At 73.0% G+C, this 20,067-nt stretch carries 18 protein-coding genes and 2 tRNA genes; 5 read left to right on the forward strand and 15 right to left on the reverse strand.

All coding sequences use genetic code 11. The features are described 5' to 3' along the window. The first annotated feature begins 13 nt into the window (after positions 1 to 13). Complete coding sequence (locus tag ACIRJT_RS14540; protein WP_403908558.1) at positions 14 to 604, forward strand: lytic polysaccharide monooxygenase; 591 nt, start codon at positions 14 to 16, stop codon at positions 602 to 604. Between the two features lie 26 nt (positions 605 to 630). Continuing rightward, on the forward strand, positions 631 to 2,283 hold the full coding sequence (locus ACIRJT_RS14545; RefSeq protein WP_403908560.1) for an AMP-binding protein: 1,653 nt from the start codon (positions 631 to 633) through the stop codon (positions 2,281 to 2,283). A gap of 55 nt (positions 2,284 to 2,338) precedes the next feature. Here the strand turns inward: ACIRJT_RS14545 and ACIRJT_RS14550 are convergent. The 8 genes from ACIRJT_RS14550 to ACIRJT_RS14585 all read right to left on the reverse strand — a co-directional run bounded on the left by ACIRJT_RS14550 (position 2,339) and on the right by ACIRJT_RS14585 (position 8,427). Further along, positions 2,339 to 2,412, reverse strand: a tRNA-Lys gene (locus ACIRJT_RS14550). 136 nt (positions 2,413 to 2,548) lie between these two features. Then, complete coding sequence (locus ACIRJT_RS14555) at positions 2,549 to 3,091, reverse strand: hypothetical protein (protein WP_403908562.1); 543 nt, start codon at positions 3,089 to 3,091, stop codon at positions 2,549 to 2,551. Between the two features lie 66 nt (positions 3,092 to 3,157). Beyond that, positions 3,158 to 3,916, reverse strand: coding sequence for an IclR family transcriptional regulator (locus ACIRJT_RS14560; RefSeq protein WP_403908564.1), 759 nt, complete (start codon positions 3,914 to 3,916; stop codon positions 3,158 to 3,160). A gap of 167 nt (positions 3,917 to 4,083) precedes the next feature. Then, positions 4,084 to 4,941, reverse strand: a complete 858-nt coding sequence (gene ehuA / locus ACIRJT_RS14565; RefSeq protein WP_403908566.1) for an ectoine/hydroxyectoine ABC transporter ATP-binding protein EhuA — start codon at positions 4,939 to 4,941, stop codon at positions 4,084 to 4,086. Continuing rightward, positions 4,931 to 5,572: an ectoine/hydroxyectoine ABC transporter permease subunit EhuD gene (gene ehuD / locus ACIRJT_RS14570; RefSeq protein ID WP_403908568.1), complete on the reverse strand. Its 642-nt coding sequence runs from the start codon at positions 5,570 to 5,572 to the stop codon at positions 4,931 to 4,933. The genes ehuA and ehuD overlap by 11 nt, the downstream gene beginning before the upstream one ends. After that, positions 5,569 to 6,300, reverse strand: a complete 732-nt coding sequence (gene ehuC / locus ACIRJT_RS14575) for an ectoine/hydroxyectoine ABC transporter permease subunit EhuC (RefSeq protein ID WP_403908570.1) — start codon at positions 6,298 to 6,300, stop codon at positions 5,569 to 5,571. The genes ehuD and ehuC overlap by 4 nt, the downstream gene beginning before the upstream one ends. A 22-nt stretch (positions 6,301 to 6,322) precedes the next feature. After that, entirely contained in the window at positions 6,323 to 7,225 is a 903-nt protein-coding gene (ehuB, locus tag ACIRJT_RS14580) for an ectoine/hydroxyectoine ABC transporter substrate-binding protein EhuB (RefSeq protein WP_403908572.1), read from the reverse strand. Between the two features lie 227 nt (positions 7,226 to 7,452). Next, positions 7,453 to 8,427 (reverse strand): D-2-hydroxyacid dehydrogenase, encoded by a 975-nt coding sequence (locus ACIRJT_RS14585; protein ID WP_403908574.1) that lies wholly within the window; start codon positions 8,425 to 8,427, stop codon positions 7,453 to 7,455. Between the two features lie 245 nt (positions 8,428 to 8,672). On the opposite strand from ACIRJT_RS14585, the gene ACIRJT_RS14590 reads away from it, so the two are divergent. Further along, positions 8,673 to 9,437, forward strand: coding sequence for a decarboxylase (locus ACIRJT_RS14590; protein ID WP_403908576.1), 765 nt, complete (start codon positions 8,673 to 8,675; stop codon positions 9,435 to 9,437). 122 nt (positions 9,438 to 9,559) lie between these two features. Then, positions 9,560 to 10,726 (forward strand): LLM class flavin-dependent oxidoreductase, encoded by a 1,167-nt coding sequence (locus tag ACIRJT_RS14595; protein WP_403908578.1) that lies wholly within the window; start codon positions 9,560 to 9,562, stop codon positions 10,724 to 10,726. 90 nt (positions 10,727 to 10,816) lie between these two features. On the opposite strand, the gene ACIRJT_RS14600 is transcribed toward ACIRJT_RS14595, so the two are convergent. Further along, positions 10,817 to 12,763, reverse strand: coding sequence for an EAL domain-containing protein (locus ACIRJT_RS14600; RefSeq protein WP_403908580.1), 1,947 nt, complete (start codon positions 12,761 to 12,763; stop codon positions 10,817 to 10,819). Between the two features lie 386 nt (positions 12,764 to 13,149). On the opposite strand from ACIRJT_RS14600, the gene ACIRJT_RS14605 reads away from it, so the two are divergent. Continuing rightward, positions 13,150 to 14,391 carry a M6 family metalloprotease domain-containing protein gene (locus ACIRJT_RS14605; protein WP_403908953.1) on the forward strand — a complete coding sequence of 414 codons (1,242 nt, stop codon included), beginning with the start codon at positions 13,150 to 13,152 and terminating at the stop codon, positions 14,389 to 14,391. A 68-nt stretch (positions 14,392 to 14,459) separates the two neighbouring features. Here the strand turns inward: ACIRJT_RS14605 and ACIRJT_RS14610 are convergent. The 6 genes from ACIRJT_RS14610 to ACIRJT_RS14635 all read right to left on the reverse strand — a co-directional run bounded on the left by ACIRJT_RS14610 (position 14,460) and on the right by ACIRJT_RS14635 (position 20,054). Beyond that, positions 14,460 to 14,533: transfer RNA gene (locus ACIRJT_RS14610), tRNA-Lys, on the reverse strand. Continuing rightward, positions 14,524 to 15,219, reverse strand: coding sequence for a bifunctional DNA primase/polymerase (locus ACIRJT_RS14615; protein ID WP_403908582.1), 696 nt, complete (start codon positions 15,217 to 15,219; stop codon positions 14,524 to 14,526). Before ACIRJT_RS14615 ends, ACIRJT_RS14610 begins: the two co-directional genes overlap by 10 nt. 313 nt (positions 15,220 to 15,532) lie before the next feature. Continuing rightward, positions 15,533 to 15,874 (reverse strand): hypothetical protein, encoded by a 342-nt coding sequence (locus ACIRJT_RS14620; RefSeq protein ID WP_403908584.1) that lies wholly within the window; start codon positions 15,872 to 15,874, stop codon positions 15,533 to 15,535. Between the two features lie 133 nt (positions 15,875 to 16,007). Next, the gene (locus ACIRJT_RS14625) at positions 16,008 to 17,342 is read right to left on the reverse strand and encodes an AAA domain-containing protein (RefSeq protein WP_403908586.1); all 1,335 of its coding nucleotides are present in this window, start codon (positions 17,340 to 17,342) and stop codon (positions 16,008 to 16,010) included. Positions 17,343 to 17,409: 67 nt separating this feature from the next. Beyond that, positions 17,410 to 19,029 (reverse strand): hypothetical protein, encoded by a 1,620-nt coding sequence (locus tag ACIRJT_RS14630; protein WP_403908588.1) that lies wholly within the window; start codon positions 19,027 to 19,029, stop codon positions 17,410 to 17,412. Continuing rightward, positions 19,020 to 20,054, reverse strand: a complete 1,035-nt coding sequence (locus ACIRJT_RS14635; RefSeq protein WP_403908956.1) for a hypothetical protein — start codon at positions 20,052 to 20,054, stop codon at positions 19,020 to 19,022. Before ACIRJT_RS14635 ends, ACIRJT_RS14630 begins: the two co-directional genes overlap by 10 nt. Positions 20,055 to 20,067 lie beyond the last annotated feature (13 nt).

Below are 20,067 nucleotides of genomic sequence, written 5' to 3' on the forward strand. Positions count from 1 at the left end.
GGAGCGACAACCCATGCGGAAAAAGGCAAGCGCGGCAGTGATCGGTCTGGCGATAGCGGGCGTCTCGGTGCTCGCGACCACGAGCGCCAGCAGCCACGGCTACACGGACTCCCCGATCAGCCGTCAGAAACTCTGTGCCAACGGCACGGTGACCGGTTGCGGCAACATCCAGTGGGAGCCGCAGAGCGTCGAGGGGCTCAAGGGCTTCCCGGCGGCAGGACCGGCGGACGGCAAGATCTGTGCCGGCGGCAACGGGCAGTTCGCCCAGCTCGACGACCCGCGGGGCGGCAACTGGCCCGCCACCCAGGTCACCGGCGGACAGGGCTACAGCTTCCGCTGGCAGTTCACCGCCCGCCACTCCACCAGCGACTTCCGCTACTACATCACCAAGGACGGCTGGGACTCCACCAAGCCGCTCACCCGGGCCGCGCTCGAATCGCAGCCCTTCATGACCGTGCCGTACGGCAACAAGCAGCCTCCGTCGACCCTGACCCACCAGGGCACGATTCCCACGCAGAAGAACGGCAAGCACGTCATCCTCGCCGTCTGGAACGTCGCGGACACCCCCAACGCGTTCTACGCCTGCTCCGACGTTAAGTTCTGACGCTCCTTCAGTTATCGTGCGGCGCCATGAGAGGTACCGGCACCGTCGCGGAACTCGTAGAACGTCAATGGGGTGACCACCGGCCCGCCCTGAAGCACGGCCCCACCGTGCTCAGTCATCACCAGGTGGTCGAGGGCGCCGCCGCACGGGCGGCGCTCCTCGCGGACCTTCTTCCGCGAGGCGGTGAGCCGCATCTCGGCGTACTGCTCGACAACACCCCTGAGTTCCCCCTGTGGCTCAGCGCGGCGGCCCTGGCCGGGGCCGCCGTCGCGGGGATCAACCCGACCCGGCGCGGTCCCGAGCTGGCCCGCGACATCCTGCACACCCAAGCCCCGGTCCTGATCACCGAGCGCGCCCATCTGCCGCTCCTCGACGGCCTGGAGCTGCCGGGTGTACGGGTCCTGGTCACCGACACCGAGGCGTACGCCGCCCTGCTCGCCCCCTACGCGGGCGCCCGGCCCGGCGAAGCCGTCGTCGCTCCGGTCGGCCGCGACAGCCGCATGCTCCTCTACTTCACCTCCGGCTCCACCGGCGCACCCAAGGCCGCGATCTGCACCCAGGGCCGGCTCGCCGGGGCCGGAGCGTCGCTCGCCGGACACTTCGGCGTACGGCCGGACGACGTCCACTACATCTGCATGCCGATGTTCCACGGCAACGCGGTGCTCGCCGACTGGGCCCCCGCGCTCGCCGCCGGGGCCGCGATCGCGCTGCGCCCCCGCTTCTCCGCCTCCGCCTTCCTCGACGACGTACGCGCCTACGGGGCGACGTACTTCACCTACGTGGGGCGGGCCGTGCAGTATCTGCTGGCCACCCCCGAGCGCCCGGACGACCGGAACCACCCGCTGCGCCTCGGCTTCGGGACCGAGGCCGGCGCGGTGGACGCGGCCCGGTTCCGGGAACGGTTCGGGGTGCGCCTCGTGGAGGGATACGGCTCCTCCGAGGGCGGCGCAGCCATCCGGCGCACCTCCGGCACCCCGCCGGGCGCGATCGGCCGGGCCGCCCCCGCCGACGATCTCGCCGTCGTCGACCCGGAGACCGGCGCGGAGCGGGCCCCGGCCCGCTTCGGCCCGGGCGGGCGCCTGATCAACGGCGACGAGGCCATCGGCGAGCTGGTCAACCGGGGCCCGACGCCCTTCGAGGGCTACTGGCGCAACCCGGAGGCGGACGCGGAGCGGGCGCGCCGCGGCTGGTACTGGACCGGGGACCTCTTCTACCGGGACGCCGACGGCTTCCTCTACTTCGCCGGCCGCACCGACGACCGGCTCCGCGTCGACAGCGAGAACCTGGCCGCCGCGACGATCGAGCACATCCTGGCCCGCTGGGAGGAGGCGGCCGCCACCGCCGTCTACGCGGTCCCGGACCCGGTCACCGGCGACCAGGTGATGGCAGCCCTGGCGCTCCGGGCGGACGCGGTCTTCGACCCGGCGGCCTTCGCCGCGTTCCTGCGCGCCCAGCCGGACCTGGGAACGAAGATGGCGCCCCGGTTCGTCCGGATCCTCGACCGGATGCCGGTCACCGCGACGAACAAGATCCACCGGGTGGAGCTGCGCCGGGCGGGCTTCCGCTGCCCGGACCCGGTGTGGTGGGACCGGGACGGCGACGGCACCTACGCGCTGCTGGACGCCGACAGCGCAAAGGGCCTGCTCGCCCGGTACGCCGAGCACGGCAGACCGCTCTGACCAGGGAAAAGCGCAGTGGGCGGTCTCCGTGAAGGAGACCGCCCACTGCGTGTCGTGCGCCGTCAGGGACTCGAACCCCGGACCCGCTGATTAAGAGTCAGCTGCTCTAACCAACTGAGCTAACGGCGCCTGCTGACTCGAAAATAATACCTGGTCCGGATGAGTGCTGATGACACCCCTCGTCGCCCCGCCTTCCGAGGGCCCGGGAGAGGCCCTGGGAGAGGCCCTGGGAAAGGTCCTGGGAAAGGCCGCCGCCCCGCGCGCCCTACGCCGTCCCGCGGTCGGCGACCGCGTCCGGGACCAGCGGACCGATCCAGGCGGCGAAGGCGTCCCCCAGCTCGGCTCCGGCCGCACGGGCGACGGCGTTCGGATCCTCGGCGGGCTCCAGGCCGAAGCGCTCGCGCAGCCAGGCCCGGAAAGCGGGGTTCCGTGGACAGGGGTCGTACTCGTCCTCCTCCGCGCGCTCGTCGTCGTAGTCCACGTCGTCCCAGCCGCACATCGGGGACCAGCCGGAGGCGAGGACGCGCAGCAGCTCGGGCAGATCGCGGGCGACGACGTGGACGCCTCCCTCGTCCCCCAGGAGGAGCACCGGAAGCGTGGCGAGGTCGGCCCGGTCGTCCAGCAGCCAGATCGCGTACGTCGAGCCGGAGCCGGTGGCCCGGGCGAAGGGGCGGATCCGGTCGGAGAGCCGCGGATAGCCGCCGTCGTCCTCGCCGAAGGCGATCAGCTCGAAGCCGGGCGCGAAGTAGTCGTCGACGCCGTCCTCGAACTCCTTGAGGAGGTTCAGCGCGGGAATCGGTGCGTACATGGCGGTGACGCTACCGCCCGCGGGCACCGGCCCCCGGCCGATGCGGCACGCACCCGCTTCCGGCCGCTACAGCGCCAGCGACAGCAGAACCGGCGCCGCCCGGCGGCTGAGGGTGTCGGCCGCCGCCCGCAGCCGGTGCGCGTCCTCGATCGGCAGCGACAGGGCGAGACAGCCCGCGGCGGAGCCGGCCGTCAGCGGCACGGCCGCGCAGACGGTGCCCACCGCGTACTCCTGGAGATCCAGCACCGGGACCGTGACGGACTGCGCGTCCAGCTGGGAGAAGAGGATCTTCTCGTTGGTGATCGTCCGGGAGGTGAGCCGGGCCGTCCGGTGCCGGGAGATGTGGTCGCGCCGGCCGTCGTGGTCGAGCTGGGCCAGCAGGCACTTGCCGACCGCGCTGGCGTGCGCGGAGGAGCGGAAGTCCACCCACTCGTTGACCGCCGGGGTCAGCGGTCCGTCCGCGACCTGCTGCACGCTGATCTCGCCGTCGACGTAGCGGCTGAGATAGACCGCCGCGCCGACGGAGTCGCGCAGCTCGCTCAGGGTGTGCTGGAGGCGGTCCTCCAGGGCCTGGCGGCGGGCCGCCCCGGAGCCGAGCAGCAGCAGCGAGGCGCCGATGACGTACGCGCCGTCGCTCACCTGCTCCACATACCCCTCGCGGCGCAGCGTGAGGAGCAGGGAGGCGAGGTGGCCGGTCGGCAGCCCCGTCTCGCGGGAGATCTGGGCATCGGTCACGCCGTTGCCGTGCTTGGAAACCGTTTCGAGCACGCGAAGGGCGTACTGCACCGAATGGAACGGTGCGGTCGGCTCGGGCTTCAACGCCACGGTGTCCCCCTACCAGGTTGTGACCGCAAGCTTTCGCCCCACGATAGCCGCCGGAACGCCGTTGCGGGGCGGCAGTTGACGGGCCGGTGGGCGCGCCCCGGAGCTGTCATCTGGGGCGCACCCGCCTGACATATGCCACCGTCATGGGCAGGGGTGCAACTGCGAGGTCACAGCACCGCGTTGAGGAACTCGCGCGTACGTTCGTGTGACGGATCGGAGAAGATTTTCTCCGGGGATCCGGACTCCACGACCCGTCCCGCGTCGAACATCAGCACCTTCTGTGAGACGTCCCGGGCGAAGTTCATCTCGTGGGTCACGCAGAGCATGGTGATGTCGGTGTTCCGGGCGATGTCCCCCAGCAGCTCCAGCACGCCCGCCACCAGCTCCGGGTCGAGCGCCGACGTCACCTCGTCCAGGAGCAGGATCTCCGGCTCCATCGCCAGGGCGCGGGCGATGGCGACCCGCTGCTGCTGGCCGCCGGAGAGCTGCGAGGGGTGGGCGTCGACCTTCGCGGAGAGCCCGACCAGGTCCAGCAGCTCCCGGGCCCGCACCTCGGCCTCCTCGCGGCTCTTGCCGAGCACGCTGACCGGGGCCTCGGTGATGTTCTCGATCACCTTCATGTTCGGGAAGAGGTTGAACTGCTGGAAGACCATCCCGATCTTCTTCCGGGACTCGCGCAGCTGTTTCTCGCCCGCGGGCTTCAGCGAACCGTCCGGGGCCCGTACGTGGGTCAGGGGCGAGCCGTTGACCCAGATCACCCCGCCGCTGACCTTCTCCAGCGTCATCAGCAGCCGCAGGATCGTGGTCTTGCCCGAGCCGCTGGGCCCGATCAGCGTGACGTGCTCGCCGCGGTCCACGGTGAAGTCCAGCTCGTCCAGCACCACATGGTCGCCGTAGCGCTTCACCACCTTGTCGAAGCGCACCAGCGGCTCACCCGTGCGTACGGTGGCCGGCGCGGCGTCCTTCGGAGCTGTGGCCGGCCCCGGCGACTCCGGCTTCTTCAGGGGGAGGGGTTCAGTGGCCAAGGCGCTTCTCCAGCTTTCTCATCAACAGCGACGTGGGGTAGCTCGCGACCAGGAAGATCAGGCCGGCGAGGGTGAACACCTCGGTGTACGCGAACTGCTCGGCCCCGTACTTCCGGGCCTCGAAGACCATCTCCTGCACCGTGATCACGGCGAGGAACGGCGTCTCCTTGAACATCGAGATCGCGTAGTTCCCCAGCGCGGGCAGCACGTTGCGCACCGCCTGCGGCAGGATCACGGCCTGCCAGGTGCGCCGGGGCGACAGCGACAGCGCGCGGGACGCCTCCCACTGTCCCTTCGGTACGCCGTCGATCCCGGCCCGGTAGACCTCGGAGGTGTACGCGGCGTAGTGGACGCCCAGCACGGTGATGCCGATGTACAGCGGCTCCACCGAGTTGAACAGGGCTGCCGCCCCCACCAGTTGGACCAGCAGTGGGGTGGAGCGGACGAACTCCGTGACGAGGCGCACCGGGACCGTCACGAACCTGCTGGGCGCGCGCCCGGCCATCGCGACGGCCAGTCCCAGCACGGCCGCCACCAGGGTGCCGAGCACCGTGGCGAGCAGGGTGACCTTGAACCCCTCCAGGAGGAGGGGCAGGGACTCCCCGACGGCGTTCCAGTCGAAGCCGTTCACCGGGTACCTCCCACGGCGGTCGTGGACGCGCTGCGGCTCTTGAACAGGCTCTTCGCGCCGGTGTCCAGGCCGAGCCGCCGCTTGGCGCTCCGCTCCAGCAGGTTCATCAGCATCGTGAGCGCGTAGGCCAGGACGAAGTAGGCGGCCAGCAGGGTCAGATAGGCGGTGAGGGTCTCACCGGTACGGTCGCGCAGCTGCTGGATCACCGTCATCAGATCGGCGGCGGAGATCAGCCACAGCAGCGGGGTCGCCTTCAGCAGCTGGATCAGCAGGTTGGTGAAGCTCGGGATCATCTGCACCCAGGCCTGCGGCAGGATCACCTTCCACAGCCGCCTGGTCGGGCTGAGGTTGAGCGCGATGGCAGCCTCGTACTGCCCGCGCGGCACGGAGTTGATCGCGCCGCGCACCACTTCGGCGCCGTACGCACCGAAGTTGAGACCGAACGCGACCACCCCGCAGACGACCGGGGTCAGTTCGTAGCCGGTCAGCAGCGGCATCGCGTAGTAGAGCCAGAACAGCTGGATGTAGAGGGAGGTGCCCCGGAAGAACTCCACGACCACCCGGGAGAACCCCCGGGCCAGGAGTAGCCGGCCGCCCGCCATCAGGCCGAGCGCGAAGGCCAGCACCCCGGCCAGCAGTGCGCCCAGGACCGTGGCCTGGAGCGTCACCCACAGGCCCGATCGGACTCTGGGGAACTCCTCGACGAGGAGGGAGAAGAAGTCGCTCATGCGTGCGCGTCCGTCCGCCCCGTCAGCCCTCGCACAGATCCGCCGTCTTCAGATCGGCGGGCGGGATCTCCGTCTCCCCGAAGCCGTACGGCTCCAGCAGCTGCACATAGCGGGAGCGGTCCGACACGATCTTCTTCAGCTCGCGGTTGAAGGAGTCGCGCAGGTCCTCGTTGCCCTTGCGGAACACCGCGCCGCCGGGGGAGAACTGCTCCTTGCCGTCCAGCTCCGGCACGAACGCCTCGGTGACCTCGGTGTCCGGGTTGGTCTTCGCCAGCCAGCGCAGCGAGATGCCGGTGAGCAGGAAGGCGTCGATCCGGCCGCCCTTGACGGCGTCGGCCCCGTCCTGCGGCTTCTGCAGCGTCTTGATCCTGTCCTCGGCTATGCCGGCGCCCTTGGCGTAACTGCCCTCGACCGCGCCCGACATCACGCCGACGGTGATGCCCGCCTCCTTCGCGGAGGCCAGATCGGTGATCTTCTTCGGGTTGCCCTTCTTCACCATCAGCGCGGTCGGCGAGATGAACTCCGGCTCGGAGAAGATCGCGTTGCCGCAGCGCTCCGGGGTGATGGCCATGCCCGCGCTGACCACGTCGTACTTCCCGGCCTGGAGTCCGGGGATCAGCCCGTCCCACTCGGAGAGCGTCGGCTTCAGCTCGTCCACCCCGAGCGCCTTGAAGATCTCCCGGTGCAGCGTCGGGGCCTCGCCCTTGAGCTCCTTGCCCTCCAGGTACCCGTACGGGGCCTCGTTCGCGTACGCCACCCGTACGAAGCCCTGCTTGCGGAGCTTGTCCAGGGCGCCTTCGCCGGTCGCGGAGCCGGAGTCGGTCTTGCTGCACGCGGTGAGGAGGCCGGGAACGACGAGGAGGCCGCCCACGGCAGCCGATCCGTTGAGGAAGCCCCGGCGGGACAGGTTCGGGAAGTCAGCCATGGTTCGCAATCTCCTGGAGGTCGAACAGTCCGGACAGGGTTAGCGCATGCCCGATCCCGTACGTCTATGCAGGAGGCCGGAGTCATGTAACCCAACAGTGGCCGGAAGGTGACCTTCCCGTGCCCGAACGGGGCAGAGTGCGACCGGGGGAGTGCGGGGCGTGTTCCCCGGTGGCGAAGGATTCATGACAGCGAGTCAGTGAGAGGCCGGTCACTCCGTGCGGCGCGTCAGTGCGCGGGGCCGTCCTCGGAGAGGTCGCTCGACGGAACGTAACCGAGCTTCTTGTCCACCGTGTTCGGCAACGGCGCCCCGCGCGACCACTGTTCGTACATCGCCACGAAGCGCTCGCCCAGCCGGTCCCGCCAGCCCGCGGTGTTCCCGCCCAGGGCCGGTGCCAGGACGAGCCCCGGGGCGTCCCACAACGGGCTCCCGGGGACCGGCGTCTCCTCCTGGAAGGTGCTGAGCGCCGCCCCCGCGAGCCAGCGGCGGTTCAGCGCGTCCACCAGGTCCGCCTCGACCACCGTCGCCGCGCGCCCCGCGTCGATGAACCGTGCCGACGGCTGGAGCAGCCCGAAGAACCGGCTGTCGAACATGCCGCGCGTCGACTCGGTGAGCGGGACCGCCGCGATCACCCAGTCCGCTCGCGCCGCCAGCCGGTCCAGATCCGCCACCCCGTGGATCGTGCGCCGGGCCGTCCGCCCCACCAGCGCCACCGTGAGCCCCAGGCCGTGCAGCAGCCGGGTGATCTCCCGGCCGATCGGCCCCGCGCCCACCACCAGCGCCCGCGAACCGGCGACCCGCTGCCCCTCCCGGTCGTACGCGCGCCGCTCCCGCCGGCACTCCAGGACGCCGGGCAGATCCGTGGCGAAGGCCAGCACCAGCCCCGCCACGCACTCCGCGACCGGCCGTTCGAAGACGCCCCGCGCGTTGGTGAGGACCGTGTCGGACGCGACCAGCTCCGGGCAGAGCAGCCTGTCCACGCCCGCGCTCGCCGTGTGCACCCAGCGCGGCCGCGCCCCCGGCCCGGGCCAGGCGCGCCGCACCGCGTCGGACGCCAGGTCCCACACGAGCAGCACATCGGCGTCCGGGAGCAGCCCGGCGAGGGATGAGGCGTCCGCGTAGCGCACGTCCACCCGGCCGGTCAGCCGGCCGAGCCGCGGGGAGGGTGCGGCGTCGAGGACGAGCAGGACGGGATCCGGCACCACTGGTCGGCCCTCCGCGGCGGAGCGGACGTACGGTTCCGCCCACGCTCGCAGCAGGCCCTCCCTTCGTCAACGAGGCCCGGCCGCGCGCCGGGGTGCGCGCCCGGGGGAATACTGGGAACAAGTCGGGGCAAGAGTGACCGGTCGCGCGGTCACGGCCGCCGGAGCGTCCGGAGGGCCCGCAGCGACCCCGTAGCGGGGTCGCCCGCCGTGCGGCGAGCCGTCGACGCACAGGAAGGGTGGACATGACGACCGTAGGACTTCTCTACCCGGGCCACGCCGCCGAGGACGACTTCCCACGGACCGAGATCCTGCTCGACACCGACATCCGGCTGCCCCTGTTCTCCACCGAGACGGGGGAGGACGCCTACCGCGCCGACGCGCTGCGCGAGCAGGGCGCCCCCGCCCGGATCGCCGAGGGCGTCGAGGAACTGCGTCTCGCCGGGGCCGAGGCCCTGCTGTGGGCCTCCAGCGGCGGCAGCTTCGGGCAGGGCTGGGAGGGCGCCCACGAGCAGGTCGCCACGCTCGCCCGGAGCGCGGGCCTGCCCGCCTCCAGCACCTCGATCGGCTTCGTCCACGCGGTACGGGAGCTGGGCGCCGGCCGGGTCGCGGTCGCCGCCCCCTATCCCGAGGAGGTCACCGGGCTCTTCGCGGAGTTCCTGGCGTCGGCGGGCGTGGACGTGGTGGCCGCCGCCTCCGGCGGGGCCGCGTCGTCGGCCGAGGCCGGGTCCTGGGCCCCGGAGCGGGTGAAACGCCTGGCGCGGGAGGCCGACCACCCGGACGCCGAGGTGGTGCTCATCCCGGATACCTCCCTGCACACCACCGCGTACGTCCCCGAGCTGGAGGAACTCCTCGGCAAGCCCGTCCTCACGGCGAACCAGGTGACGGTGTGGGAGGGGCTGCGCCTCACCGACCGCCGGACCTGGGCACCCACGCTGGGCACCCTGTTCGCCACCCGCGAGCCGGTGCTGAGGTCGCTGGAGCCGAAGGGCATCGAGGTACGGGAGTAGGTTCGGCGTCCGGTCGCCGCGACGCGGCGACCGGGTCAGGTGCGGGAATAAACGGAGTCAACCTCCTGTTGTACCCCTCCGACACGCAGCCGTACGACAGCAGCACCGGGAGAGGCCGACACGTGGACGAGATCCGAGGCGACGAGACCCGCAGCGACACGCGTGGTGACGCGACCGGGGGCGCGAGCGGCGGCCCGGCCGACGCGGACGGGATCCGGGGCGCCGCAGCCGGAACGGCCGCCGTTCCACTGTCCGTCCTGGATCTCGTGACCGTGGGGCAGGGCAGTACCGCGACGCGGGCCCTGCGCACCAGCGTGGACATCGCGAAGCTCACCGAGAGCCGCGGCTTCCACCGCTTCTGGGTCGCCGAGCACCACTCCATGCCCGGGGTCGCCTCGTCCTCCCCGGCCGTGATCCTGGCGCACATCGCCGCCCACACCGAGCGCATCCGGCTCGGCTCCGGCGGAGTGATGCTGCCCAATCACGCGCCGCTGGTGATCGCCGAGCAGTTCGGCACCCTGGAGGCGATGGCCCCGGGCCGCGTCGACCTCGGCCTCGGCCGGGCCCCCGGAACCGACGGGGCGACGGCGGCGGCCCTGCGCCGCAGCGACCGGCTGAACGAGGGCGCGGACGACTTTCCGCAGCAGCTCATGGAGCTGATCCGGTTCCTGGACGACGACTTCCCCGACGGCCACCCCTACGCCCGGATCCACGCCGTGCCGGGCCCGGTCCAGGCGACCGCCCCCGGCGGCGTGCAGTCCGCGCACCGGCCGCCCGTCTGGCTGCTGGGCTCCTCCGGCTTCAGCGCGCGGCTGGCCGGGACGCTGGGGCTGCCGTTCGCCTTCGCGCACCACTTCTCGGCGCAGAACACCATCCCCGCGCTCGACCTGTACCGCGAGTCCTTCCGGCCCTCCGCCGCGCTGGACGCCCCGTACGCCCTGATCGGGGTCTCGGCGCTGGCCGCCGACGACGAGCGCGAGGCCCGCCGCGAGGTGCTGACCGGAGCCCTGTCCATGGTCCGGCTGCGCACCGGCCGCCCGGGGCTGATCCCGAGCCCCGAGGAGGCCGAGGCCTACGACTTCTCCCCGATGGAGCGGGAGTTCGTCGACGGCTGGCTCTCCAACGTCGTCCACGGCACCGCCGACGAGGTCCGCGGCGGCCTCGACGACCTGGCCAAGCGGACCGGCGCCGACGAGCTGATGATCACCGCCAACGCGCACGGCGGCGAGGCGCGGCTGCGCAGCTACGACCTGATCGCGGACGCGTACGGCCTGCCGACCGCCCCGTAGACCGTGCGGGGTCCCGGCCGGCCCTCCGGCCCGCCGGGATCCGATCGGCCCTGCTCGGCCCTCCAGCCGCCGGGACCCGACCGGTCCTGCTCAGCCCTCCAGCGGGCGGGAGCCGATCAGCCCGGCGATCTGCTCCGGCGCCACGGCCCGCGAGTACAGCCAGCCCTGCCCGGTGTCGCAGCCGATCCGCCGCAGCCGCTCCGCCTGCCCGGCCGTCTCCACGCACTCCGCGGTCACGGTCAGGCCCAGGCGGTGCGCCAGCTGCACCATGGCCTCCACGATCGTCTCGTCGGCCGGGCTCGGGTGCGTACCGTCCTCGTACCGGAAGCCCTTCACGAACGCCCCGTCCAGCTTCAGTACGGAGACGGGCAGCCTGCTGAGGTAGGCGAGGTTCGAATAGCCGGTCCCGAAGTCGTCGATGGCGATCCGTACGCCCATGTCGCTGAGCGCCTGGAGCGCCCGCAGCGGACGGCCACCCGAACCCATCACCGCCGACTCGGTCAACTCCAGCTGGAGCAGCCCGGGGGCCAGCCCGGTCTCGGCCAGGATCTCGGCCACGTCGGCGACCAGGTCGGAGTCCCAGACCTGCCGTACGGCGACGTTGACGCTGATGAACAGCGGCGGGTCGTCCGGGTGGTCCAGCTGCCAGCGCCGAGCCTGCCGGCAAGCGGTGCGCAGCACCCACCGGCCGAGCTGGACGATCGAGCCGTCCTCCTCGGCGATCTGGACGAACCGATTCGGCGGCAGCACGCCGAACTGCGGATGGTTCCAGCGCACCAGCGCCTCGACGCCGCGCAGCACCCCGTCCGCCATCCCGACCAGCGGCTGGTACTCCAGGGTGAACTCGCCGCGCTCCACGGCGGGCCGGAGCGTGGAGGAGAGGGACTGCCGGGTCATGCGGTGGGCGTTGCGCTCGGGGTCGAACAGGGTCCAGCGGGCCTTGCCGTCCGCCTTCGCCCAGTACAGCGTGGTGTCGGCGGCCTGCATGAGACCGGTGGGCGAGGTGCCCGCCGCGGTCCGTTCGACCACGCCGATCGACGCGGAGACCGAAAGTCGCTGTCCGGCGAGGTCGAACGGCTGCTGGAGCGCGGCGAGGACCGAGCGGGCCAGCTCGGTGAGCTCCTCGGTGCCCGTCGAGTCCTCGACCAGGATCGCGAACTCGTCGCCGCCCAGGCGTGCCACCAGCCGACTGCCCCCGGCGTGGCGGGAGGCGTCGTTCTCGGCACAGTTGGTGAGCCGTGCGGCGACGGCGGCCAGCAGCCGGTCCCCGGTCCGGTGCCCCAGCGTGTCGTTGATCGCCTTGAAGCCGTCCAGGTCCAGATAGCAGAGCCCGATCCGGGCGTGCTGCCGCGGCGGCATCGTGTCGTCCTGGTACGGCGGGGTCTCCAGCGCCGAGGCGAGGCGTTCGAAGAACAGCGTCCGGTTGGGCAGCCGGGTCACCGGGTCGTGCATCTGGAGGTGGCGCAGCCGCTCCTGGAGCTCGCGCCGGTCGCTGACGTCCGTGACCGTCAGCAGGACCCGGGCGGGCTCCGCCGCCGATGCGCCGGTCATCGGAACGACGGTGATCTCGGCCCACAGGGCGCGCCCGTCGGGGTGCTTGAGGCGTCGGGTGCAGCGGAACCGGGAGCGGCGGCCCAGGAGGACTTCGCGATAGGCGTGCCAGGTGCGGTCGTCGGACGCGAGGTCGAGAAGTTCGCTCGCCCGCCGGCCGACGAGGACCGCCGCCGCGGTGCCCAGCAGCCCCCCGAGCGCCTCGTTGGCCCGCACGACGTGGCCCCGGCCGTCGACGACGCCCATGGGGAGTGCGGCGGCGTTGAAGGCTGCCCGGCAGTCGCGCAGCTCCAAGGCGGTGGGGTCGTCGCCGTCGCCGGTGGGGGGCGGCGCCCCGGCGGCCGGGTCCCCGGGCGACGGGGCCGTGACCGGTGCGTCCGCGACCGGCGGGTCCATCGCCGTCGTATGACGCTCCGTGACCGGCGCGGGGGGCGCGCCGGAGGCCGTGCCTGCCGGGGCGCTCAGCCCTTCGGAGGTTCCGCTCACCGCTCGCTCCCGCTGTGAAGGTCGTCGTGAACTGGTGGGGTCGGACTGGCCACCGGGTGGCGGTCCCGTGAACGGGCCCGTTCCACGCGGGAAAGCGTGGTGAAGCATAGAGGGTGCCGCGTCGGCCGTTCCAGCTCACCGTTCGGTCCGGGCCATCGCGCGGGTCCGCGAGGGGACGGGAGCAGGCGTTCCGCTTTGCCCGATCCTGGTCATTTCTGTGCGGATCTGTTTCGTTGGGTGGCTGAAATGGCTGGTGGTGACGTTCCGTGAAGGTATGGGCGACGATTCTGACCGCTTACCCGTGTGGGGCAGCACAACAGGGCGTGGCGGGGTGATGCGGCACAGGGTGGACGGGATGGACCGTGTTTCCCCACCCGGAGGTCGATGTGCCGTGCCGTCGCGGACCCGGGGGAGCGGAACGGCCGCCACTGCGCAGTCTGGCCGCCGCCGCCACCTCCCTCCTGGCGCTCGCCGCCACGTCCCTCGTCGCGGGCCCCGCCGCGGCCGCCGCGAGGGACGCCGCTCCGTGCGCCCTGCCCCGGACGGCGGCGCACCACTCGATCGGGCTGAACACCTGGAACGCGGCGTACCCGCGCCCCGACCGGGGCCTCGACGCGATCATGATCTTCCTGTCCTTCCCGGACTCCGAGCCCGCGCTCACCCCCGAGGCGCTCACCGCCGACCACTTCCCCGCCACGACCCGCTTCTTCGAGCGCGCCAGTTATGGCCGGTTCACCCTGCGCCCCCATCCGCAGCGGACCTGGACGCAGATGCCGCGCGACTCCACCTGGTACGGCATAGAGCGTGACTGGAACGCGGAGCGGCGCACCGCCTATCTGCGCGACGCCATCGACGCCGCCGACCCGGAGGTGGACTTCTCCCGGTACGACGTCGTCTACCTGGTGGCCGACCCGGACGCCCCCGGCGTCGACTCCGACGCCACCAAGGTCGTCAACTTCGACCGGCCGTTGCGTGCCGACGACAGCGACATCCGGCGCGTCGTCACGGTCTTCGAGCAGCACCCGCCCGACCGCAACGTCCTCGCCCACGAGACCGGGCACGTCTTCGACCTCGCCGATCTCTACCACCGGCCCACCGACGGCAAGGGCGACTGGGACACCCACGTGGGCGACTGGGACGTCATGGGCAGTCAGTTCGGCCTCGCCCCGGACCTGTTCGGCTGGCACAAGTGGAAGCTCGGCTGGCTCGGCGGACGCCAGGTCGTCTGCGTCCAGGGCTCGGCCGACCTCACCCTGGAACCGGTCGCCGCGGCCCCGGTGCCCGGCGGGTCGATCGGGACCCGGCTCGCCGTCGTCCGTACCGGCGCCGACAGCGCCCTGGCCATCGAGGCCCGCAGCGCCACCGGGAACGACCGGGGCACCTGCGCCGAGGGCATCCTGATCTACCGCGTCCGCGGCGGGACGGCCTCCGGCGGCGGGCCCGTCGAGGTGGTCGACACCCACCCGGACACCGGGGCCTGCTGGGACCGCTCGGTCTACCCGCCGCTGGCCGACGCTCCGCTCGGGGTCGGGGAGACCTTCACCGTGCCGGGCGACGACACCCGCGTCGAGGTCGCCGACCGCACCCCGTCCGGCTCCTGGACCGTCCGGATCACCACCGGCGTCTGAAACGGCCCGAGCAGTGGCCTCCGGACACGAAGAAGCCCCCCGCTTCCGCGGGGGGCTTCTACCGTCTGTGCGCCGTCAGGGACTCGAACCCCGGACCCGCTGATTAAGAGTCAGCTGCTCTAACCAACTGAGCTAACGGCGCCTGGTGACGTCGTAGACATTAGCACCCTGATCCGCCCGAGGAAAAATCGAATGCGCGGCACCCGGACAGGGCGCGGACCGGCTCACCCGCACACACGCCCAGAGCAGCACATCGGGTCCCGGAAGCCACGGATTACGGGTGTCGGGGGCGACCACCCAGCGTGGCCCGCCCTCGGACGAAGCGCAGGTCAGCGGCGGTACGGTCACGGCGTCGCCGGTGCCGTGGCAGAGCAGCGGCGGTACCGTGCCGCGCTGCTTCCCGGAGTCCGAGGCGCCTCCGGAACCGTTGGTTCCCCACTCCTCCCAGGCGAGCAGTGAGGGCAGTCGCTGGGCCGTTCCGGGGGCGGCGAACAGCAGCATCCGGCCCCGGTGCGTGGCGACAGGGCCGGAGCCGGGCCCCTCGGCCCAGAGCTGCTCCAGCATCCGCCGCCCGAACAGCGCCGGCACGTTCACGACGTCGAAGGCGGAACCGCAGGGGAGCACTCCAGGGGCCTTGGGGCGCTCCTCCCAGTGGGCGAGCGTGCTGCGCGGGTAGGGAGCGGCCCCCGCCAGCCAGGCGGCGCCGGCCGCCGTGACCTGTGCGGCCTGGGGGCCGGACTGGTCCCGCAGCAGGGCGAAGATGTCGACGCCGTGGTGCGGGGCGGCACCGGCCTGCAGGGTCGTTTCGTCTTTCAGCCATGCGCTCATGGAGCAATGTCTACCGGGAGTGACGGAAAGGATTCCGAGAGTTGCCGGAAACCAGGACAGGCCGGGAGGGGAAGGGGTATCTTGCCCGCCGGAATATGCCACGGGACCTGACCCCCGGTCTGGCGTGACAGCATCTGCCCCGGCCGCCCCGGCCGCCCCTCCGGCCCCAACGGCCCTGTGGGCCACATCTGTCTCATGGGCCACACAGCACCCGATGCCGACGCCCTGGTCCCGGTCCCGGTGGACTCCTCCCCCTGGGACCGGACCGCACCTGGGCCCCCGTGGGCCCCGGAAACTCCCCAGGGCCCGTAGGTCAGGCTCTCGGCGCGTCCAGCAGGGAGCGGCCGAACTCGATCATCTTCTTCGCGTAGTCCTCGGTCCACTCCGCGCGCTCCGCGACGTCCGCCGCGGTCAGCCGGTCGAACCGGCGCGGGTCGGCGAGCTGCGCCGCCGCCATCGCCTGGAACTCCACCGACCGGTCCGCCGCCGCCCGGAAGGCCTGCGTCAGCTCGGTCGCACGGGCCAGCAGCTCACGGGGGTCTTCCACCGACTCCAGGTCGAAGAAGTGTTCCGGATCCGCCGTGGCCTGAGACGGCTCGAAAAGCAGCGGCGCGGGGCGCAGCCGCTGCCGTTCGTTCCGCTCGGACTGTGTCATGTGGTGTTCCTCCCTCGGACGACCTGATGACCGGAGGATCCGGACGGCCACCCTCCATTGTCCAACCCCGCGCAAGGGGGCCGGGGCGTGCGTCGGGGGCACGCCTCCCCCTGAGCCGCCACGGGTCCCCGGCTCAGGGCCGCCACCGCACCCGCCGTTCCGTCAGGTGGGCCAGCACCGCGTGGTTCGCCTCCCAGCCGTCGGGGAACTTCACCGTGACGCCCAGCTGGACCGGCTCCGTGGACGGGTGCTCGTCCAGCAGGTCCGCCACCCCCTCCCGGCACACCACGACGCAGGCGTGCCGGTGCCGTGAGGCCAGCACGCACAGGCGGCCCGTCTCCAGGTGGAACGCGGTCGCGTCGGGCCGCCCCGACAGCGGGTGCAGCACCACCGTGACGTCGAACTCGCGGCCCTGGAGCCGGTTCGCCGTGTCCACCGCGACCCCGGTGACGCCCAGCTCCGTGAGGGCCGCCCGCACCGCCGCCGCCTGGTCCCGGTGGGCCGTGCCGACCGCCACCCGGTCCGCCGTCACCGGCACCGGCTCCTCGGCCCGCTCGCTCGTCGCGACCCCTCCCCGGTCCAGCAGCCGCCGGACCACCAGGGCCACCGCCCGTACCGCCTCGGGGTCGGTGCGCGGGGTGTGCCGGGCGGGCAGCTCCAGCAGCCCCCACCCGGACTCCGCCGCCTCGTCCAGCACCCGGTCGGGCCCCGAACCGTCCGACGCCACCCCGAAGGAGAGCTGCCGGTCCCCGTGGTCCGTACCGCTGCGGAACGGCGTGTACGGGTAGAACGCGTCCGACACCAGCGGGGCCGCCGACGCCGGGAGCCGCCACGACACCGGCAGCCGGTGCTGCGGCAGCTCCGGATTGTGCGCGAGCAGCGTGGACACCGCGCTCGCCGACGGGTCGTAGCTCAGCCCCGCCCACTGGTCCGCGCCGACGATCGAGAACGGGTCCAGCTGGCCCGGGTCCCCGACGAACAGCGCCCGCTCGAACAGCCCGGCCACGGCCAGCAGTGCGTCCGAGCGCATCTGGTACGCCTCGTCGACGATCGCGTGCCCCCACGGCTCCACGTTCTTCACGTGCGCCCACTTGGCGGCCGTCGAGATCACCACGTCGAGCCCGGCCAGATCCGCCGCCTTCGCCGACTTCCGTACGTTGCCCAGCCCGTCCAGGACCTTGTCGTACGGGTCGGAGTCGTTGCTGTGCAGCCGGCCGACCGGCAGCTCCGGGTCCTTCTCCGCGAGCCGCACCACCAGGTCGTCGACCTGGGCGTTGGTCTGCGCGATCACCATCAGCGGGTGCCCGGCGGCGGCCAGCTCCAGGGCCGCCCGGACCACCAGCGTCGACTTCCCCGCACCCGGGGGCGAGTCCACGACGATGCCCCGGGCGGTGCCGCGCAGGGTGTCGTCGAGGATCGCGCCGGTCGCGCGCGCCGCCGCCGCGCCCGGGTCGAAGACGGCTCCCACGGCGGGTCCTCCGAGATGGCCGGTCGTCACAGCGGTCCCCCCATGGCGGTGGCGACGGCGGTCGGGATCACAGCAGGTCCTCCGGGGTCACGGGGTCGGGTCGCTCCGCGCGCGCGGCGGCGTCCGCGCCCGGCGGGCCGCCGTGGGTCCACGGCGTCTCCTCCGGGTCCGGCAGCTTGGGGCCGCCGCGCTGGTCGTGCTCGAACAGGGTCCAGGCGATCCGCTCACCGGGCTCCGGCACCGAACCGGGCGCGGGCTCCTTGCCCCGGCCCATCCGGTCCAGGATCCGCAGCACCAGCGGGATCACCCCGTCGTCGGCCGGGGGCCCGTCCGCGTACCGCACGAACTCCGCCGTCTGCGGCTTGCCCTCCAGCGAGCGGTAGACCTTCGTCCGCTCGGCCAGGTGCGGACGCTCGTCCGTGCGGACGGTGACCAGCGGGCGCGGGGAGGGCCGCTTGGAATCGGTGTACGCCATCTCCACCTCGGACACCGTGGCGAGGAAGGCCTCGCCCGCCAGCCGCCGCCCCGCCAGCACCAGCGGATCGTCCAGCGCCTCCTGCGCCTCCAACTGGGCCTGGGCGGTCTCGCGGGAGGCCAGCTTCTGGGCCGCCGTCACCGCGTCGTCACGGCGCGGCTGCGGCGGCTCGCCCGAGCGCACCCGGTCCCGGTGCCCGGTGAACGACCACCGGTCCCGGGTCCAGCGGTCCTCGGCCCGCGACCCCTCGGGCAGCTCCCGCAGCAGGTCGAGACCCCGCCAGACCGCGTCCCAGGTCGGCAGCATGACCCGCGCCAGCAGCGAGCGGATCTCCCGCTCGGCGGCGCTCAGCTCACCGAGGCGGGCGTCGGCGGCGAGGCCGTCCTCGGCGGACGCGAGCGCCGTGCGCGCCCGGTCGTACCGCTCGATCGCCGGGGCGAGGAAGCGGTTGTCGAAGTCCGGGTCGGTGGCCGGGCCCGCGGGCGGACACAGCAACTGGCCCTCCCCGTCCCGGGCCAGCTCGGCCCGGAGCGCGGCCTCGGCCCCCGAGGAGCCGGCCGGCGGGTCGACCCAGGACAGCAGAGCGCCCAGGTGCTGGTCCTCCAGGCTGCTCTGCCCGGTCGCCCAGTGCCGGTTCAGCAGATCCGTGACGGCGGGCAGCAGGGCGGAGCCGGGAACCCGGGCCCGCTCCCCGTAGTGCGTCAGCCAGCGGCCGAGCAGCGGCACCCGCGCCGGGGCCGGATACGGCGTGTCCGGATCGTCCTCGGCGGTGCGGCGGAACCGCATGGACCGGCCCAGCAGCCGGACGAACTCGACGCCCGCCCGGCTCGGCACGATCAACTGGGCGGCGTCCGTGCACAGCTCGACCTCGACCTTGGTCTTCTTGCCGGTCGCCGGATCGCTCTCGTTGCGCTCGGCGGGCTCGACGACGTCCGCGTACGCCTCGATGTGCGGCAGGACCGCCTCCGCCAGCTCGGCCAGGAACGCGAACCGCAGGTCCCGGTCGCGCGGCTGGGCGACGGCCAGCAGCCGGGGCGCCTCCCGGTCCGTGCCGACCAGCGCCCCGAGCGGGGCCCCGGCCTCACCGGCGGTGGTCAGCGGCACCAGCACGAGCGGCCGGTCGCTGAGATGGCGGTGCCGTACGGTCGCCAGCGGCTGGGCGCGGCCCGTGTCGACGGCCTCCAGCCGGGCCAGGGTGGTGATCAGCGACATGCGGCCGCACCCTCCGGCGCCCCGTCACGCGGAAGGGAGCCACCGTCCAGCGCCCCGGCGCGTGCGGCGGAGGCGCTCTCCAGCGCCTCCGCGCGCAGGGCCGCGGCCCGGCGCAGCGCGGCGACCGTCGGATCGGCGGGATCGCCCTCCTTGCCCGCGGCGGCGGCCAGCACCCCGGCCACCGTGGTCAGCCCGCCCAGCTCGCCGCGCACGCTCCGGCCCAGCGCCTCCACGGCCCCCTCGGCCCGGGACTTGGCCCGACAGTGGAAGGCCAGCTCGCAGGCGGCCAGGCACTCCGGGGCGTACGCCGGGGGCACCGCAGCCACGGCGGCGTCCAGGTCCTCGGGCGGGCACTCCGGATCGAACGTCGTCCCCTCCGGCAGCCCCGCCGCGATGTCCTCGACGCGCGTGAGCCGGGTCAGCTGCCTGCGGGTCACGGCGCGCTGCTTGCGTACGTCCACGACGGAGGCGGTCGGCAGGTTCGAGAAGTCCTTGGGGCAGACCAGCAGCACCCGGTGTCCGACCTCCGCGCCCTCGGTCACCGCGGCGACCCGCTCCAGCGCCAGCACGTACACCGCCGCCTGCCGGGCGGCCGCGCCGACCTTCGACGGGTCGGCCGACGCGTCGATCATGGGGAACGACTTGATCTCGACGACCGTCCACCGCCCGTCGGGGTGCACCACGACCGCGTCGGGCTCCAGATAGGCGGGGGAGCCCGCCACCTCCAGGGCCAGCATCGGGTGGTCCAGCAGCGCCCAGCCGCCCGCCGCCGTGGCCTCCCGCAGCGCGAGCGCGGTGCGCGCGGCACGGCCCTCGGGACCGGCGGCGCTCAGATCGGGCGTGGCGGCGTCCCCGGCCGGGGCCTCGGCCCCGCCGCCGAGCCGTTCGTACAGCAGGCGCAGCAGTTCCGCCCCGCCGTCGGCCTTGACCTTCGCCTCGAACGCGTTCCCCCGCATGAAGGCGAACTGGGACTGCCCGAAGGGAGCGGGGGAGCCGAGCGCGGTGGCCAGCACGCTCTTGTCCACCCCGGCGCCGTCG

This window comes from Streptomyces sp. NPDC102283, assembly GCF_044766265.1.
Classification (GTDB): domain Bacteria; phylum Actinomycetota; class Actinomycetes; order Streptomycetales; family Streptomycetaceae; genus Streptomyces.